Genomic DNA, 17,065 nt, shown 5'->3' with positions numbered 1-17,065 from the left:
TGCGGGGAGGAGAACACACGAACACCTCTCGGGCTAGGAACGCTCTTGCCAGGAGCGAACACGTCGCACGGTGATGATGCCATCCACCCTTTCAATCGCCTTGAGCACCCGAGCCAGATGTGCGGTGTCCAAGACCTCGATGATGAAATCCAGCATCGCCTTCCGATCCTCGCGGGTCGTAATTTCAGCCCGACTGATATTGGCCTGACATTCGGAGATGGCCGTCGAGACATGCGCCAGCACTCCGGTCTTGTCCACGGCGATGACCGAGACCTTGACCGAGTGTGTACTGGGCGTGGAATGGTCCCACTCGACTTCGACCAGCCGGTTCTTGTCATAGTCCAACGCTTCCAAATTGGGACAATCCACGGTATGAATCGTGAGTCCACGTCCCCTGGTGATATACCCCAAGATGCGGTCGCCCGGCACAGGATTGCAACAACGGGAAAGTTGCATCAACAGGTCCCGCGCGCCTTTGACCTGCACACCCGTGTCATCGGTCCGTCCGGTGACCGGTTTCGGCGGCGGCGGAACCTCAGGGGCGACCGTCTGTCCTTCCGTCGCGACGGGCGGATTGATTTTGCTCATCACCTGCGAGGTCGGCACATGGCCGAAGCCGACGGCTGCGGCCAGTTCCTCCGGCGTTTCATACCCGACCTGTTTGGCCACGGCCAGGAGCTGTTCCGACCGCATCATCTGGGCGGGCGCCAGGCCATGCCGGCGGAACTCGGCTTCCAACAACCGCTTGCCAATCTCGATGCTACGGGATTGCTCTTCGGCCTTGATCCAATGTTTGATCTTGGTTTTCGCGCGCGACGTGCGGACGAATTTCAACCAATCCCGGTGAGGCGTTTGATTGGCGGCGGTCAGGATCTCCACCATATCTCCGCTTTCCATCATGTGTTTCAGCGGAACGATCTTGCCGTTGACCTTCGCCCCCACACAGTGGTCGCCGATTTCGGTGTGGACGGAATAGGCAAAATCCACCGGAGTGGAGCCTTTGGGCAATTCCTTCACCATGCCCTGGGGGGTAAAGACGTAGACGACATCGTGAAAAAGATCCAGCTTCACCGAATCCATGAACTGACGATTGTCCGGCAAATCCTGATTCCATTCCACAAACTGGCGTAGCCAACTGAAAACCTTTCCGTCTTTCTCGTCGATCCGCCCGTGCTCTTTGTATTTCCAGTGTGCGGCGATGCCCTGTTCAGAAACGCGATGCATCTCCTCCGTCCGAATCTGAAACTCGACATGTTCGCCTTGGGGACCGACGACGGTGGTGTGCAACGACTGATACATGTTGGATTTCGGAATCGCGATGTAGTCCTTGAAGCGGCCCGGCAACGGGCGCCACAGTGAATGGATGACACCGAGGAGCGCATAACAGTTCATCTTGATGTCGGTAATGATGCGCAGCGCGGCGAGATCGTACACCTCTTCGAATGAGATCGATTGCTTCTCCATCTTCTGGTAGATGCCGTACAGGTGTTTGGGGCGGCCGGAGACTTCACCCTGCAAACCGGCCTCGGCCATGGCCTTCTTCACCAGGTCGATGACTTCAATGATGTACTGCTGCCGGTCTTCGTCCCGCTTCGCCACCCGAACGCGCAACGACTCGTAGACATCCGGCTTGAGATGTTTCAGACAGAGGTCTTCCAGCTCGTTCTTAATCCAACCGATCCCCAGCCGATTGGCCAACGGAGCATAAATCTCCAGCGTCTCCTGGGCGATTTGTTGCCGCTTCCCCTCGCTCAGATATTCCAGAGTCCGCATGTTGTGGAGCCGATCCGCCAGCTTGATGAGGACGACGCGGATATCGTCCGCCATCGACAAGACCATCTTGCGGAAATTTTCCGCCTGCTTTTCCTCGTAGTTCCGAAAGGTAATCTTGCCGATCTTGGTCACGCCGTCGACCAGATGCACCACGTCCTTCCCGAATCGCTGTTCCAACTCAAGCGGCGTAGCCAGCGTATCTTCCAGCGTGTCGTGCAGCAGGCCTGCGACGATGGCCGTGACATCCGTCTTTAAGTGGGTCAGCAGGCCCGCGACCGCCAGAGGATGCCGAAAATAGGGCTCACCGGATCGGCGCATCTGTCCTTCGTGCGCCTTGGCCGAAAAATCATAAGCCCGGCGCACAAGATCGAGGTCCGCCTCGACGTTGTAGCTCTTCACCCGATCGATCAGCTGACTCAGCTCTGTCACCGTCTCGTGCGGCATAGTTACGACACCTCACCGCTCATGCGAAGGGCCTTGATACGCAACTGCACTCGATCGTAGCCGTTCCAATGATTGCGCTCGGGGCTGAAAGCCAAGTCCACCGGTCGACCGGCCCTGAGCCCCAGCTCTTCAAACGAGCCCATGCGAAAGCCGATGCTATCGAAGATAAATGACCGCCCTTGCCGAACACGCAACTTCAGATGCTTCTCGCCGACGACTCGTGCGTCCACCACATCCAGGCCGCGAACAGCCAAGGTGGGTTCGGGATTGCCGGCCCCGAAGGGATGCAGGGATTCCAGTTCCTGGATCAGGTCAAAATTGACATCCGTCAGCTTCACCTCGGCATCGACGTGCAGGGTCGGCACCGTGCGAGCACTCCCGGCCCACTGAGCCACCACCTCACAGAACCGCCGGCGGAATTCCTCCAACCGCGGTTCCTTGAGCGTCAGTCCAGCGGCACTCGGGTGACCGCCATAGGCCTCCAACAGATCCTTACACTCGGACAATCCCTGATACAGATCGAACCCCTCCACCGTCCTGGCCGAGCCCTTCCCTATGCCCTGCCCATCGATCGCCATCACGATGCTCGGACGATGGAACCGGTCCACCAAGCGAGCGGCAACAATCCCCACAACACCCAGATGCCAGTCACGCGAGCCTAAGACGATCGCCGCGGCCGGCTCATCCTGCTGCAGATAGGTCGCCGCCTCGCCGGTAATGCCTTCCTCGATCTGTTGCCGCTGCCGGTTCAACTGCTCCAACTGTTCGGCAATCTGCATGGCTTCCTGATCGGACTCCGTCGTCAACAGCCGTACACAGAGCATGGCATGATCCAGCCGTCCTGCGGCATTCAACCGGGGGCCGAGGCGGAAACCGATCGTCTCGCTCGTACAGGCCTTCGCGATACCGGCTACCTGCTTGAGCGCGCGAATTCCAGCGCGGGCTCCGCGCGTGATGTGGGTCAGGCCTTCCCGCACCAGAATCCGATTCTCGTCCTGAAGCGGCACGATGTCGGCCACCGTTGCCAACGCGACCAGATCCAAGCAGGAGTCAGGCTCCACGTCGCCGGATCCATACCGTTGCTGGTAAGCCGACACCACCTTATACGCCAACCCCGCCGAGCAGAGCCCTTTAAACGGATAGATCGCATCGCGCCGGTGCGGATTGAGCACGGCAAGGGCGGCAGGCATCGTGGCATCCGTTTGATGATGATCCGTGACGATCACATCCATGCCGAGTTCCCTGGCGACCGCAATCTCATGATGCGAGGTCGTCCCGCAGTCGGAGGTGACAAGCAGCGAAATCCCCTCTTCCGCTAAGCGACGAACCGCCCCCTCGTTCAACCCGTAGCCTTCGCGAACCCTATGCGGAATGTAGCCACAGGCATTCCCGCCGAGACCTTGATAGAACGACAGATAGAGACTCGTCGCCGAGACCCCATCGACATCGTAATCGCCGTAAAAACAGACCCGCTCCTGGCGAGCGAGGGCCTGATGTAACCGCTCGACAGCCGGTTCCATATCAGGGAGCAAAAATGGATCGTGCAGCCCGCCCTGCACGCCGGACATCCAACGGGTCGCTTCATCGGAAGTCGTGACACCGCGCGCAAGGAGCACCGAGGCCGTCACCGGCGAGATCGAGAGCTGCCGCGACAAATTATTCTGCAAGGCGATATCAGACGGTCGAAACACCCACAGTTTTTCCTGCATGAATCCTCTGTCTTTGCCTGAAATATTCAGAAGTTACTGAGAAGTAAGGGGAATGGTATCGACTCACCATTTTTTTGTCAAACGGGTTCTCGCGCCGGATAGAACGAGGCGCAGCGTCGGGTCACGATCAGCCCTCTGATGAACGGACGAAGCGTCGTGGCACAAAAAGGAGGGAAGGACCGGGAGCGGATAACAAAAAGGGAGGGGACTACTCCCCTCCCTTTTGCACATAGTTCTTCACGAACTCTTCGGCATTTTTTTCGAGCACGTCGTCGATTTCATCGACCAACTTGTCGATGTCTTCTTTCATCTTTTTCCCGGACTCGACGACTTTTGGATTCGGCTTGACCTCTTCCTTCTGATGAGAGTCTTTCCTGGATTCCGGTCTCCTCTCCTGTTTCTCCATCGGAGCACCTCCAGTCAATCAGAACCTGTTCGAACTACCCACTCCTTGTCACCTTACTCTAGGGTCGTCGAACGCGTCAAGCCAAGGAGCACATTGTGTACGGAGTCGCTCGCATAACGCCTGGAACGCCTCACGAGCGACCAACCCCACCTCACACCCGCAGCTATTTCACAATGAGCGAGACGATCAGCAGCGCCACGATGTTGATGACTTTGATCATCGGATTGATCGCCGGCCCGGCCGTATCCTTGTACGGGTCGCCGACCGTGTCCCCGGTCACCGCCGCCTTATGCGTATCGGTCCCCTTCAGGCCCTGCTCTTCGATGTACTTCTTGGCATTGTCCCAGGCGCCGCCGCCGCTCGTCATGGAGATGGCCACAAAGAGACCCGTCACGATGCTCCCCACCAGCACTCCGCCAAGCGCTTGTGGTCCAAGGATGACGCCCACCAGAATCGGGGCCACGACGGGAATCAACCCCGGAATCATCATCTTCTGAATCGCCGCCTGCGTCACGATATCCACGCAGGTGCCGTACTCCGGCTTTCCGGTACCTTCCATAATGCCTTTGATCGTCCGGAACTGACGCCGAACCTCTTCCACAACCAGCCCGGCCGCCTGGCCGACCGCCTTCATACACAACGCGCCGAAAATGAACGGCAACATTCCCCCGAGAAAGAGCCCGACCAGTACCAAGGGATTGGAGAGATCGAAGGTGCTGGCTTGGCTCCCCTTGGCCACCTCACGGGCGAACTCCGCAAACAAGACCACCGCCGCGAGTGCGGCAGAGCCGATCGCATAACCCTTGGTGACCGCCTTTGTCGTATTCCCAACCGCGTCGAGCGGATCCGTGATGTCGCGCACTTCTTTCCCCAGATGGGCCATTTCAGCGATCCCACCGGCATTGTCCGTAATCGGGCCGAACGCATCGATCGCCACCACGATCCCCGCCATCGAGAGCATCGACACCGCAGCCACAGCGACGCCATAGAGCCCACCCGCCGCCGCGCCGCCGCAAATCCAATAACTGCCGAGAATCGCCGCGCCAATGACGATCACCGGGGCGGACGTTGACTGCATGCCCACCGCCAGACCGGCAATGATGTTGGTCGCATGACCCGTTTCGCTGGCCTTGGCGATATCCTTCACCGGCGCATAGTCCTTGGACGTGTAATAATCGGTGATGAACACCAATGCGAGCGTTACCGCCAGCCCCATCAACGCCGCCAGGTAATAACTGATACCGCTCACCCCACCGACGCCCTCCATGATCTTCGAGGTGATCGGGTAGAACGCCACGGCCGCAATCCCGCCGGCCACAAACAACCCCTTGTACAGGGCCGGCATGATCTCGCCGCCCGGGCTCACCTTCACAAACAAAATGCCGATGATGGTCGCGAAAATCGTCACACCGCCCAACGCGAGCGGATACAGAATCGGCGCGCTGACGCCCTTGAACATTGTGAACGCGAGAACCATCGCGGCCACAGTCGTCACCGCGTAGGTTTCGAAAAGGTCCGCCGCCATGCCTGCGCAATCGCCGACGTTGTCGCCCACGTTGTCGGCGATGACTGCCGGATTGCGAGGATCATCTTCAGGAATGCCTGCTTCCACTTTGCCGACCAGGTCCGCGCCCACGTCGGCCGCTTTGGTGTAGATGCCACCGCCGACGCGCGCAAACACCGAAATCAGGCTGCCTCCGAAACCGAGGCTGAGCAAGGCATGAATCGCCTTTTCCTGCCCGGCCATCTGCGAGGCCAGTGTGTAGAAACTGGTGATCGCCAAGAGGCCGAGCCCGATCAGCAACAGCCCCGTCACCGCGCCGCCGCGGAACGCGACGGTCAACGCCGCATTCATGCCGTTGTGTGCGGCTTGCGCCGTCCGCACGTTCGCCCGGACCGCGATGATCATACCCACATAACCAGCGAGTGCCGAGGCCCCGGCGCCGATTAAAAATCCGATGGCCGTCAGCATTCCGAACTTATCCGATACGGCGCCCGCCCCCCAGAGCACTACGAACAGCACCGCCGCCACCATGCCCACCGTCTTGTACTGGCGATTCATATAGGCGCCGGCGCCCTCCTGAATCGCTTTCGCAATTTCCTGCATCTTCGCATTACCCGCGTTGAGCTTGAACACCCACATAGCAAGATAGAGGCCATAGGCAATACCGGCAATCGCCGCAATCAGAGCAAAGGTCACAATTGCTGAGTCGCTCACAGTGTTCTCCTCCTGTTAACAGAATGGTGAAACTGAGAATCCAGCTCAAGTGTCTACGAGAATACCCCGTCGCGAACATGAACCAGTCACGTACAACGGTCGACGAATGTCACAGAATCTCCGTGGACTAAACCTATCGCGAGCTGAGAATGCAGCAGGAAGAAATACTGCATGCCCGACAACAGACACGGTGCGAACGAGCGGGAAAGTGGCGCCATTCTATAGCGAGGTCGGAATCGGATCAAGGCGAAAGATGGCCGGCGTGAAGGGTTGGAGGCACGACACCTCGCCCGAAGCCTCGCAGCTCACCGTTTGCGGAAGGACAGCGACTTTGTTATAGTGCGCGCGGATGGAGGAGTACTCGATGGGACTGGCGCCGGAATATATCTTAATCGATCAGCAAAAGTTCAGTAAAACCAAGCTGGCGCTGGACAATCACGTGTATAAGAATTGCGAGATCGACGACTGCGATGTGTACTACAGCGGCGGACAGTACGAATTGATCGATACGCACATCACCAACTCACGACTCATCCTCAACCACCCGGCCAAGGGTATCTACAGCGCCATTCAGATCTTCAAGATGAAGTCCCCCGGTTCCAGCATCATCTCCGAGTAATCCGCACTTCGTGACGCGTCGTTCGGCTCTCGTGTGACCGTAAGACACGTGGTCTTGGACGAGATACGCTTCACGAATAACGGGCAACGCTACCTGGCGACCGGAATGTTCTCGCTGAACTTCGCAATGGGGATGGATTGAAACACAGGATCCTGCGCCCCCTTGGAGGATTCCGCCTCAATGCGCTGCAAAAAGGCAGATGGCCCGGTCACAGGAGCGTAACTGAGCATGGCCTCGACGTCGAAGGTCTTGGTGTCCTTCGGTGTCGTGAAGGTAAACGTTTCCACGCGCTTTTCTTCCGGCTTGAGGACCGTTTCTTCAAGCACCTTGATGGCCTCAAAATCGAACACCGTCTTCTGGCCTTTGGCGTCGGCGTAGGTCCGGCCGTAGACGCGTTTGTCGTTGAACACGGTCTTCAGGTTCTTGCCCTTGATATCCAATTCCAAGACGACGCTCGCCCAACCGGGGTGGGTGGTCGGCAGGTTGTGCGGGACCAGGCTTTGCACCGCTACCGTCACGGTAGTTTTCTCCCCTTCTACTTTGGTCGAGACTTCCAGTTTGGCCGCTTCCTGCCTGAGCTGACCGATGCGGCCCGGGAACGTATGATTCGCCACCTTCCGCTTGGCTTCTCCATTGGCGGATTCCCCTACCTGCTCAGGCATATGACAGGTCTGGCATTCCTTGCCCGACTTCACGGCTTTGCTCTGGTCCCAATTCCCCAACAAGTCGTTACTCTTGCCGAGGTCCGCCGCAGCGGGCACCACCTGGTGGCAATTCAAGCAGAGGTCAGACTTGTGGAAGAGCCCCAATTCCATGGATTGATGCGCAAGGTTCTGCGCGAAATCTTTGTATGGGCCATACATGGTCTTGCTGCCGAGATCGTACTTCGGCTCAGGCGGTTGTTTCGTCCGATCGACCTGCTTGATGAGATGACATTGCACGCAGGCCACACCATCCAATGATGGCTCACCGGATTGGGCCTGAGTCACGAACAATTGAGCCTGATCGGCAAACTCGCGCACATGCGGGGCATGACAGCGAAAGCACAGGGCTTTGTCTTTCCCGGCAGAGGAGGTCAGGTAGGCATCGAGCGCCGCCCGGAAGGTCGGCGTATGTATCGAACGCGAAAGCGGCGACGTCTCCCACTCTTCAAACACACGCTCATGACATCGCTTACACTTGCTTGAGCTGGGAAAAGCCTTTTCGATCGTGGCCTGGGCCTTGGCATCTTGGGCTAATCCCTGCTGCACGCCGTAGCTGGTGATGGCCACCGCCAGCAACACCAGGCCGATCACGACTCCCTGCAGCAATCCTCGTCGATTCTTCACCGTCGGCGTTTCCTTCGCACAGTACTCAATCCTCGCTGCCTGTGGTGCACGGCCCGCTGCAGGGGAGCTTAGAGTGATTTGGACCGATAGGTCAGCATACGAGGCTGAATGTATTCCTCAATGACCTTTTTAGCGGTCGCCCGCTCCTGATCGTTCGCCAGAGTCGCCAGATACTTCGCCTTGAGCTCCGCTTCCGGTTCCGGGATCAATGCATAACTGAGCACGACCTCAATCGTCGCCGGCGCGGCGCCATCCTTCAGCGTTTGAGAGAACGGGACACGGCGCGTATTGCCGCCCTTGATGAACGGGTCCGGAATCGGGCCGCGCAGAATCTTGTCGTACGGAAGACCGAATCGTTTTGTGTCTTCACCCAACACATTCCCTTGCGCATCCTTGATCGTGATCGCAAGGAAGAACTGCTTCAACACCGGATCGCCGTCGGGGAAACTATGCGGCAGACTGCCGACTTTCACCAGCACAGTGCCTTCCACTCCCGCTCCGGATTTCGTGGCGTCTATCTCGATACGCGGCATCCATTCCGCCTGCAGGTTGCGGTTCTTCAGCAACGTCCCTGGAATGACAACCCCTCGAAACCAATGGCGGCCGATCGCGCGGGTCATGGCGCCGCGTTTCGACGTGGAGCTTCCCGTGGAGGGCTCCATATGGCAATCCTGGCAGATGGTCCCTTGCAGAATCTCGCCGGGTAAATCCTTCTGCGTGACATCCTTCACCTTGTCGAAATGGCAGGACGTGCAGAAATTCGCGCCACGAAACAGCGGCAACTGTGTCGCCGGATGTACCAAGTTCTCTTCCGGATCGGCATAGGGACCGTAGAGCATCTCGCCCGGCTGCACCTTGTAGGTTGGAGGGGGCAGCGGCGTCGTTTCGACGGCGTTGATGAGATGACAGGACGCACAGCCGATTCCCTCGACCTGCGGCTTGCCTGACAGGATTTGCGCGCTGATCTTCTCGACATGCTGCGGGAAGACCGTCACGGCCGGGGCATGACACGACAAACAACGTTGTCGCTCCTGCATCGTCGGATTGGTCTGCATCCATACCCCCAGCACCGTCCGGAACACCGGCGATTCGAACGAGGTACCATGCAACAAGGCGGCATCGACCCGCCCGAACGATTTCAGGTCCGGAGTTTGCTCGCGCATGCCCTTCCATTCTTCGTAATGACGATCGTGGCACTGCTTGCAATCTTCCGACCGGATGAAAATCTTTTCGATCTCCGCCACCCAATCAGCCGGTACCTGGCCATCGGTCTTCTGCGCGATCGCCCGTTCATGAAAGGTGATGTTGAGCAGTGCCATGAACAGCAGCACCCCACCCATCGCCAACTTTTGAATGGATCGTCCCTTGTCGTTCACGCTACGCTCATGACCGGTTCGGGTTTAGTCCCGCTTGCACCCGACAAAATGAAAATTCACGCCCCAGCCGACCGGATCGCCCGGATCTGCCGGCTCATAGGTCCCGACGGTAAAATTGCACTCTTTCATCGCCGCCTTGACGGCCTTCCCGAAATCGATCAGGTTGCGGACTTCCTTCTTGTCGATCTCCTTGATCACCGACCGCACCTTGATCCCCGCGTAGTCCGCTCTCGAATTGCCGATCACTTCAAAGACCGCCACGCCTTCGGGCCGCTGTAACTTGAGTTCTTTCTGTACCTCTTCATCCACTTCACCGACCGCGATCCCGAACTCTTCCCCGAGTTGCACGGCTTCCTCCGCCGTCATCTCGCCGTTCATACCGGTACCCGCATCGGCCTGGAAGCCCCATCCCATCACGGTGAACAAGGCCCCACACACACAAAGAGCCCTTCCGAGAGAAAGGGCTCTGGTGAAAATCGTTCGATTCTTCTTGGACATTCCCTCCAACGGGTTCGCCTCATCCGCACAGGTTGAACCGGAACCGGCACGTCCTGCCGACAGTCATATCCTACCAGGAAGAATTACGTCTTTGTGGTCGGATCCAGCGCGAGTTGAAACCAGGGGGCAATGGCTTTCTGTCCGTTACGCTCTTTGTTCTCGCCGTTCCACACGGCAAAAGACACGGCCTGAATACGACCCGGAATCAGCTTCGCTTCATTCTCCTGCTCTTCACTCGACAGCGGCCGACGCATCACGACTCGCCACGTGCCGTCTTTCCAGGTCGCTTTTCCCTGCACGCGCCCCTGCTTCTCCTTGGTGGTCAGGGTGCTGAACCCGCCGCCGATCAAATCTTCCACCGAGGACGCCCGCCGAGGAATGACCTCAAAGCGCCGGGGTTCACCACTGGCCGCCTTGTCTTTTTCCGTGGTCCTGGAAGCACGCCGGTCGATGTCGCTCTGCCAATCGGCTTTCCAATGCCAAATATTGATGTAATGATCGAGCTGACCCATACAGAAAAATGCCGGCGCATCGCCGAGCGGCAATCCCAGCGCAACACCGTCACGGAAGGTGCCAGGCGTCAAGCGATCGTTTTTCGTATTGTCCTGCCATTCCAATAAGAAGGCGATGTCGGTTCCGTTGTGCACGGCGCGGACTGCCAACGCATGGGCCGTCGGCTCCGGCCACACCGGCCGGGTGATCACCTGGCCGCTCAATGGCAAGGTCATGGGCGAAATTTTTTGCCAGAGGGGATCTTCGGGCGCGGTCGGGATGTCTCCCGAGAGGGCCTGTGCACGGATGATCATGCCTTCTGAACTGACGATGGGGATACCGAGACCGCCCAGAATGAGGGCGAGAACGAACAGGCTGGAGAGAAGTGTCAGTAACCGAGTGCGGGATGTGTGAACCGATGTCATTCGCCTCATGTCCCGACGCAATCCGCTAACCGTAAAAACTCCCGCACCCGCTATGTGCGCGGGACGCTGAATCCGTTCCCCAAATTACCACAGCTTGGCGCGACGAATCTTATTTTCACCCCGCTCACAGATATACAAGTACCCCTGCGTGTCGAGCGTCAGCCCCACCGGAGAATTGACCACGGCCTCGACGGCGAGCAGACCATCACCATGCTTAAGCGCGCCGGCGGCATCTTTGGCGACAAACCGCGCCGCGCCACAGCCACCCATGTTCTTATCATCGTACCCGCTGTCACCGTTACCGGCCACCGTGCTGATGAAGCCCGTGTCCGCATCCACCTTCCGTACCCGATGGTTGCCGGTGTCAGAGATATAGGCATGATTGTGTTGATCGAAGACAATGGCTTCCGGCGCGTGCAACATCGACTTCGCCGCCGGCTTCCCGTCTCCATCGTATCCATACCGGCACACACCGGCGAGGGTGGAAATCAGCCCGGTCTTATGATCGATCTTGCGCACTCGATTACTGCCTTTGTCGACAACATACACATCACCGGCATTGTCGACGGCGATACCGACGATATCGTACAGCCGCGCCTCCATGGCCGGATGTCCGTCATCGAGGTACATCGACAAACTGAGCCCATCCGAACAGACCGGCATCAGCCACCCGTTGTCGTCACTGAAGTCGATGCCGATCGCATCGCCGGACAACACCACCAGGTTGCGCGCCACCAATGGCTGCTCCCGGGCTTCGTCTTCCGCGGTCCAGCTTCCCGCGATGGTTTCCACCAGGCCGGTTCGCGAGTCGTACCGACGAATCCGGTGCGCCTGCGTGTCGGCGATATACATCACATCGTCCGCGTCGAAGGCGATCGCCGCGGGCCAGGTCAAATTCACTTCCAACGCCGGGCCATCACCATTAAACCCATGTTCACCGGTGCCCACGACCGTGGTGATAATTCCGGTTTCACGATCGATTTTTCGAATCCGGTTACTGCCGGAATCACAAACATAAAGATCGTTACGAGAGTCACAGGCGACGTCCAGCGGCAGATACAGTCCGGCTTCTCCGCAAGGCCCTTCGTCGCCGCTGTAGCAGGTCTCACCGATCCCGGCAAAATTATGGACGGTACCCTCCGCAAGATTGACGCGACGAACCCGGTCGCTGCCTGATTCGGCGAAATACAGCCAGCGCTCGTCCCGATCCAGCGCGACGTGGTGCGGCAGCGGAATGCCTGCTTTCACAGCGCGCTTGCCGTCCCCCGTGCTTCGCGCCTTCCCGTTTCCGGCAAAGGTTTCAATGTATCCGACCGCTAATTGAACGTCCGTTTCCATAACTGTGTCAATCCGTTCTGTGCTGGGCCCATTGTGTCGAAGGATGCTACGCGCGCGCGGCCGGGGGCGCTGCGGCGACCGGCTGCTCAACGACAGGCGTGGACATTGCCACCGGCGGCGGGGCCTGAATAGCCTGAGCCTGAACCGGTTCGGCCTGTTGAGCCTGCGCTTGCGCCTGGGCTTCAGCCTCGATCGCATCCGCCTCATGAACGGATTTCTTGAAGCCCTTGATCGCTTTGCCGATCCCCTCGCCAAGCTGCGGCAACTTCCCTGCCCCGAAAATAATCAGCACAATAAACAGGATCAGGATCAACTCTGTAAAACCAAGACTGCCAAACATGGTGTGTCTCCTTTGCTCACATGTTCAGGATGCGGCTCCCTCTTTGGCTTTCTTCGCGAATCGTTCTTTCAAGCGCTGGCGAGCCTGTTCGGCCTGCTCGAACATCTTGCACTTGTCGTAGACGCTGATCAAGTTGTAGTAGGCGAGGGGCTCGTCCGGGCTGTGCTCCACCGCGCTCTCCATGACCTTGATCGCCAAATCCGTCTTCCGATGATTGAGGGCGATTTCCATCAGTTTGAAGCTCGCCTCCAGATGCTTCGGATCCAACTCCAGAACACGAAGATAACACTGGATTGCCATGTCCATCGTGTTGTAATCGGAGACCTGTGGATTGTCGAGTTCCACGTACACACCGGCGAGATTGTACCATGCCATCGGATCATCCGGCGTGATCTCGACAAGCCGCTCGTAGTAATTCTTCGACTCCATGTACTTTCGTTTGTCCGCCTGCACGCGGCCCAGATTGAACAGGGCAAGCACATCGTAGGCATGCACATCGAGCGCGCGCTTGAATTCCGCTTCAGCCTCGTCGATCATACCCTTGGTGGCATAGATGGTCCCGAGGTTGGAGTAGTACATCGCGAGCGACCGGTTCATCTCGGTCCGGAGCCCCTCCGCCATCTCGATCGATTTTTTCACTTCGGTGAGTGCGTCGTCGAGCCGGCCTTTGCTAAAATACAGTTCCCCAAGCCTGCACCGTGCCTGAAAATCATCGGGCTCGGCACCGAGCAACTTTTCAATCTCCGCAATTTCTTCGTCGGGGCTCAACGGTTGATCGCCGGGATCCACCGCCGCACTCCCCTGCTCTGCTCCGCTTGCCTGTGTCTGTTCATCCATAACAACGTATCCTAATCTGGGTGACTCATAAGATTAAATTTGTCCACCAACGAGAGATTCCTGCGTGCCGACGAGGGGTGGCCTGGTCACCGCCGCCTGTTCCGTCACCGCACCTTTGGGACGATCAAGCGTCATCAGCATCACCCCGAGCACCACCATCAGGGTCAAACTGGAAAAGAGCAATGCATAGCCCGCAATAAACATCAACGCCAGGCCGTATCCCGCAAGACGCCCCATCGTCACGAGCCTGATTACGGTGTACGACCAACAGAGCAGCCCCGCGACATAAAAGGCAAAGGGCAGGTAAAAGGTATACCCCATGCCCATCTGAAAGATCCAGCTGATCCCCTCCCCGGCTTTCCGGATGGAATGGGCCAACACCGGGTTGTAGAGCCCCAGGAAATAATCCATAAACAGTAAGCCAAAGAACACCACCGCCGAGACGGCGCTGAACCAGATCGCGCGCCGGCGCTGCTGTCGATTCCTGGTACGGAACGACACCCCGCGCCCATAGGCCCAGAACACCAGGATGCTGGCAAGCACCATCAGCGCTTCGCCGAGACGATTGGCTTCATACACAAATGGCGGTGCGGCAATCACCCCCATCCACCCATAGGCGGTGGAGAAAATTTGATAATAGAGCCATCCGGAAATGCCGAAGTAATAGACCGCGCCCATCACTCGCTTCGACCACTCCTGCTGCTGGGAGAGATACTCCAGCATCAGCGCGGTGAGTGCAATGAGGGTCACGACATTGTAGGCGATGGAGCCCAGCATGGCCGGCGGGACAATCAGAAAGGACACCGTGAGGATCAACAGGAGGGCCACGCTGGGAATAGTGACGACATTAAACCCCGTGATGCCCTTGGCGCGAGCCCTGTTCACCAGCAGAACCACCAGGGCCAGAAATACAAAAATCGCGACGACATTCAGCAAGGCGAAGCCGACAGACGTCAGCAACTGGAAGATCGTTCCGACCCACTCATGCTGGGCCGCAATCTTGCTGATATGCATGCCGAGTCGGGATACCAGGCGATAGAGGACGAGTTCGAAAAATCCGACGAACAACACCAGCTTGATGGTGTATTCGAACAACAGTCCCTGATCTTCGACCCGCCCGGTTGACCGTTCAACGGCGGTGGCTACAGCAGACATCTCCAGCCCCCTGTGCAAAACGTTGATGATAATCCTCTGACCACAACCGGTCAACGCGGCAGGAGCCTGCCCTGATGACCGCACGAACGCTAAGAGCCGGTCGGCTGTGGTACCTGCAACGCTTGCGACTTGGCCCGAGCGATATAGAGCAGCCCGTCGGCCATAGAATAGTTAAACGGCAATTCGCACACGACTTCGCTGATTTTTTCGTAAACCTGTTGATAGAGTTGCTCGGCCTGAGCAGGGGTCATGCCCTCCTGCACTTCGTAAAAGAAGCCCAGGCTCAGGTCTTCGGTCGCCGGCCGCATGATCCGACGGATGCCGTAACTGCCCGGATCACTCATGATCGGCGCCTCTTTTTCCAGGTCGAACAAGCAGGGCTGACAGGAGAACCCGTAGGACTCGTGGAGCTTCTTATTCCCCACCACGAAGTTCATCGTATCGAGGGCTTCCTCTTCCTTTTCCGTGGGGAACCCGACGATCACGTAGCAGTGCACGGCAATCCCAAGATCGACGCAGTCATCGACGATCCGGCGCACGGACTCCTGCTTGATCCCTTTTTTCATAAAGTCCATGACTCGCTGATTGAACGACTCCAGGCCGAACACAATTTTCAAACAGCCGGCGTCCCTCATCTGGCCAAGCAATTCACGCGTGAGGTTCTTCTCGAAACGCAACTCGCAGGTCCACTTCACATTCACTTGCCGATCGATCATCTGCTGGCACAAACGCTTGGTGGGAGAGAGGGCGAAACATTCGTCGGTGAAGAAAAAGGACTGCGCTCCATAGCGCTCTTTCAACCAGACCAAATCGTCCACCGTCTTCCCCGGATCACGCTGCCGGAAATTCTGGTGATCCAGCGTGAGGGCGCAGAACGCGCAATCTTTGTAGTAGCAGCCTCGTGAAAATTGTACCGGCAGGACAGGCTCGGGGGACAAATACAGATCCAGCGGAAAGCCATCGTAGTTCGGCGCTGTGAGCTGGTTGATATTCTCAGAGTAAAAGGGCTGATTGACCGTAATCTTACCGTTCTGACGATAAATCAGATTCGGGACCTTACTGAAATCCCGCTTGCCATCCATCTGATTCACCAACTCCAGCAAGGCTGTTTCACCTTCAAACACGACGAAATCATCGACGAGATCGAAGAGCCACGGACAGCGGCGCAGATTATCAACCAACCGGGTGAAGATACTTCCTCCGACCGTCACGTGTAGCTCCGGAGCATGCTCCTTGATCAGGCGACAGAGCGTGAGGCCTGGAATAATTTGCGAGGTCGCTGTAATCGAGACACCGACCAGATCCGGACGATCAGTGAGGAGCGAAGGCAACACGTGCTCGCGGAAGAGACTAATATAGGGATTCTGCCCTTCGTCACGAATGGCCTTGATCAGATCTTTTGAGGAGTAGATCGAATAGTCGCCGAATTGGTTATCGACCACTGTCATTCGCGTCGGAAAGTATAGCGAGGAGAGAACCTCAAGCCATTTATCGATCAGAAAGAGACTATTGCGATAGGCCTCAATATCGTAGAACCCTTCACCTCGCAGCGTCTCTTTTGCCAGTTCGATTCGCTCAAACAAATAGGGAAACCGGTCAAGCGACTCAATCACGCGAGCAAGTTGCTCTGCGCTCCCGGGCCCCCTCTCACCGGTTCGCTCTCGCTCCAGACCTTGCTGTTTGTCCACCAACTGCTGGTAGAGCCCATGCGCAAAGGATTGCGTCAAAACCTTGTCCAACAACTCAATGCCGAGGTCACGTTGAGAGACGTTTTTGACTCCGGCTTGGGTGAGGAATCCGGTGAGTGATGGAAGGCTGAGGTACGGTTGGGATGGGTGCCACGTAGGAGGAAACAGGAGTGAAACTTTCATAGGATTATCTTTATATTAAGCAGAAAAATCAGTATTTTCAGAAGAGTTGCACCGTATCGGTATATACACTCCGCTCCAGTCCGAATGCAACCCTCCACCCTGTGCACGCCAAGAAATTTCAGGCCTCTCCGAAGTTGAGGCACTCTCCGTCAAAACGCACGAAGGCCCCGAATCACTTTGCCATTTCTGGCAACGACTCGGGGCCTTCCTGTTACGAATCACCACACGATTCCTAC

Annotated in this window: 14 protein-coding genes; 1 reads left to right on the top strand and 13 read right to left on the bottom strand. The window is 57.5% G+C overall.

The annotated features are described in order from the left end of the window. Nucleotides 1–33: 33 nt before the first annotated feature. The 4 genes from NSND_RS18830 to NSND_RS18815 form a co-directional block, all read right to left on the bottom strand. The gene (locus NSND_RS18830; protein ID WP_080880454.1) at nt 34–2,217 is read right to left on the bottom strand and encodes a RelA/SpoT family protein; all 2,184 of its coding nucleotides are present in this window, start codon (nt 2,215–2,217) and stop codon (nt 34–36) included. Between the two features lie 2 nt (nt 2,218–2,219). Further along, the gene (gene recJ, locus NSND_RS18825) at nt 2,220–3,926 is read right to left on the bottom strand and encodes a single-stranded-DNA-specific exonuclease RecJ (protein WP_080880453.1); all 1,707 of its coding nucleotides are present in this window, start codon (nt 3,924–3,926) and stop codon (nt 2,220–2,222) included. A 208-nt stretch (nt 3,927–4,134) separates the two neighbouring features. Further along, nucleotides 4,135–4,332, bottom strand: coding sequence for a ubiquitin-like protein Pup (locus NSND_RS18820; protein ID WP_080880452.1), 198 nt, complete (start codon nt 4,330–4,332; stop codon nt 4,135–4,137). Between the two features lie 163 nt (nt 4,333–4,495). After that, nucleotides 4,496–6,550, bottom strand: a complete 2,055-nt coding sequence (locus tag NSND_RS18815; RefSeq protein ID WP_080880451.1) for a sodium-translocating pyrophosphatase — start codon at nt 6,548–6,550, stop codon at nt 4,496–4,498. Between the two features lie 364 nt (nt 6,551–6,914). On the opposite strand from NSND_RS18815, the gene NSND_RS18810 reads away from it, so the two are divergent. Continuing rightward, nucleotides 6,915–7,169: a hypothetical protein gene (locus NSND_RS18810; RefSeq protein WP_080880450.1), complete on the top strand. Its 255-nt coding sequence runs from the start codon at nt 6,915–6,917 to the stop codon at nt 7,167–7,169. An 89-nt stretch (nt 7,170–7,258) separates the two neighbouring features. On the opposite strand, the gene NSND_RS18805 is transcribed toward NSND_RS18810, so the two are convergent. From NSND_RS18805 to NSND_RS18765, 9 genes are all read right to left on the bottom strand, one after another. After that, a complete protein-coding gene (locus tag NSND_RS18805; RefSeq protein ID WP_159450880.1) occupies nt 7,259–8,497 on the bottom strand; it encodes a multiheme c-type cytochrome in 1,239 nt (412 codons plus the stop codon). Between the two features lie 68 nt (nt 8,498–8,565). Continuing rightward, nucleotides 8,566–9,873: a multiheme c-type cytochrome gene (locus tag NSND_RS18800; protein ID WP_080880448.1), complete on the bottom strand. Its 1,308-nt coding sequence runs from the start codon at nt 9,871–9,873 to the stop codon at nt 8,566–8,568. Nucleotides 9,874–9,897: 24 nt separating this feature from the next. Continuing rightward, nucleotides 9,898–10,371: a PDZ domain-containing protein gene (locus NSND_RS18795; protein ID WP_080880447.1), complete on the bottom strand. Its 474-nt coding sequence runs from the start codon at nt 10,369–10,371 to the stop codon at nt 9,898–9,900. 83 nt (nt 10,372–10,454) lie between these two features. Then, nucleotides 10,455–11,288, bottom strand: a complete 834-nt coding sequence (locus NSND_RS18790) for an ethylbenzene dehydrogenase-related protein (protein ID WP_159450879.1) — start codon at nt 11,286–11,288, stop codon at nt 10,455–10,457. Between the two features lie 84 nt (nt 11,289–11,372). Next, the gene (locus NSND_RS18785; protein ID WP_080880445.1) at nt 11,373–12,626 is read right to left on the bottom strand and encodes an NHL domain-containing protein; all 1,254 of its coding nucleotides are present in this window, start codon (nt 12,624–12,626) and stop codon (nt 11,373–11,375) included. A gap of 46 nt (nt 12,627–12,672) precedes the next feature. Continuing rightward, complete coding sequence (gene tatA / locus NSND_RS21870; protein WP_080880444.1) at nt 12,673–12,966, bottom strand: twin-arginine translocase TatA/TatE family subunit; 294 nt, start codon at nt 12,964–12,966, stop codon at nt 12,673–12,675. A 24-nt stretch (nt 12,967–12,990) separates the two neighbouring features. Further along, the gene (locus NSND_RS18775; RefSeq protein ID WP_080880443.1) at nt 12,991–13,803 is read right to left on the bottom strand and encodes a tetratricopeptide repeat protein; all 813 of its coding nucleotides are present in this window, start codon (nt 13,801–13,803) and stop codon (nt 12,991–12,993) included. A gap of 33 nt (nt 13,804–13,836) precedes the next feature. Next, a complete protein-coding gene (locus tag NSND_RS18770) occupies nt 13,837–14,958 on the bottom strand; it encodes a hypothetical protein (protein WP_080880442.1) in 1,122 nt (373 codons plus the stop codon). An 89-nt stretch (nt 14,959–15,047) separates the two neighbouring features. Continuing rightward, on the bottom strand, nt 15,048–16,829 hold the full coding sequence (locus NSND_RS18765) for a B12-binding domain-containing radical SAM protein (protein ID WP_080880441.1): 1,782 nt from the start codon (nt 16,827–16,829) through the stop codon (nt 15,048–15,050). Nucleotides 16,830–17,065 lie beyond the last annotated feature (236 nt).

It is taken from the genome of Nitrospira sp. ND1, from assembly GCF_900170025.1.
Classification (GTDB): domain Bacteria; phylum Nitrospirota; class Nitrospiria; order Nitrospirales; family Nitrospiraceae; genus Nitrospira_A.
This window is presented reverse-complemented; position numbering and strand designations above follow the sequence as displayed.

Excerpts from the sequence above, each read along its gene's own strand:
- NSND_RS18830 (WP_080880454.1), bottom strand. The coding sequence starts at position 2,217 with ATGCCGCACGAGACGGTGACAGAGCTGAGTCAGCTGATCGATCGGGTG.
- recJ (WP_080880453.1), bottom strand. The coding sequence starts at position 3,926 with ATGCAGGAAAAACTGTGGGTGTTTCGACCGTCTGATATCGCCTTGCAG.
- NSND_RS18820 (WP_080880452.1), bottom strand. The coding sequence starts at position 4,332 with ATGGAGAAACAGGAGAGGAGACCGGAATCCAGGAAAGACTCTCATCAG.
- NSND_RS18810 (WP_080880450.1), top strand. The coding sequence starts at position 6,915 with ATGGGACTGGCGCCGGAATATATCTTAATCGATCAGCAAAAGTTCAGT.
- NSND_RS18795 (WP_080880447.1), bottom strand. The coding sequence starts at position 10,371 with ATGTCCAAGAAGAATCGAACGATTTTCACCAGAGCCCTTTCTCTCGGA.
- NSND_RS18790 (WP_159450879.1), bottom strand. The coding sequence starts at position 11,288 with ATGACATCGGTTCACACATCCCGCACTCGGTTACTGACACTTCTCTCC.
- NSND_RS18785 (WP_080880445.1), bottom strand. The coding sequence starts at position 12,626 with ATGGAAACGGACGTTCAATTAGCGGTCGGATACATTGAAACCTTTGCC.
- tatA (WP_080880444.1), bottom strand. The coding sequence starts at position 12,966 with ATGTTTGGCAGTCTTGGTTTTACAGAGTTGATCCTGATCCTGTTTATT.
- NSND_RS18775 (WP_080880443.1), bottom strand. The coding sequence starts at position 13,803 with ATGGATGAACAGACACAGGCAAGCGGAGCAGAGCAGGGGAGTGCGGCG.
- NSND_RS18770 (WP_080880442.1), bottom strand. The coding sequence starts at position 14,958 with ATGTCTGCTGTAGCCACCGCCGTTGAACGGTCAACCGGGCGGGTCGAA.
- NSND_RS18765 (WP_080880441.1), bottom strand. The coding sequence starts at position 16,829 with ATGAAAGTTTCACTCCTGTTTCCTCCTACGTGGCACCCATCCCAACCG.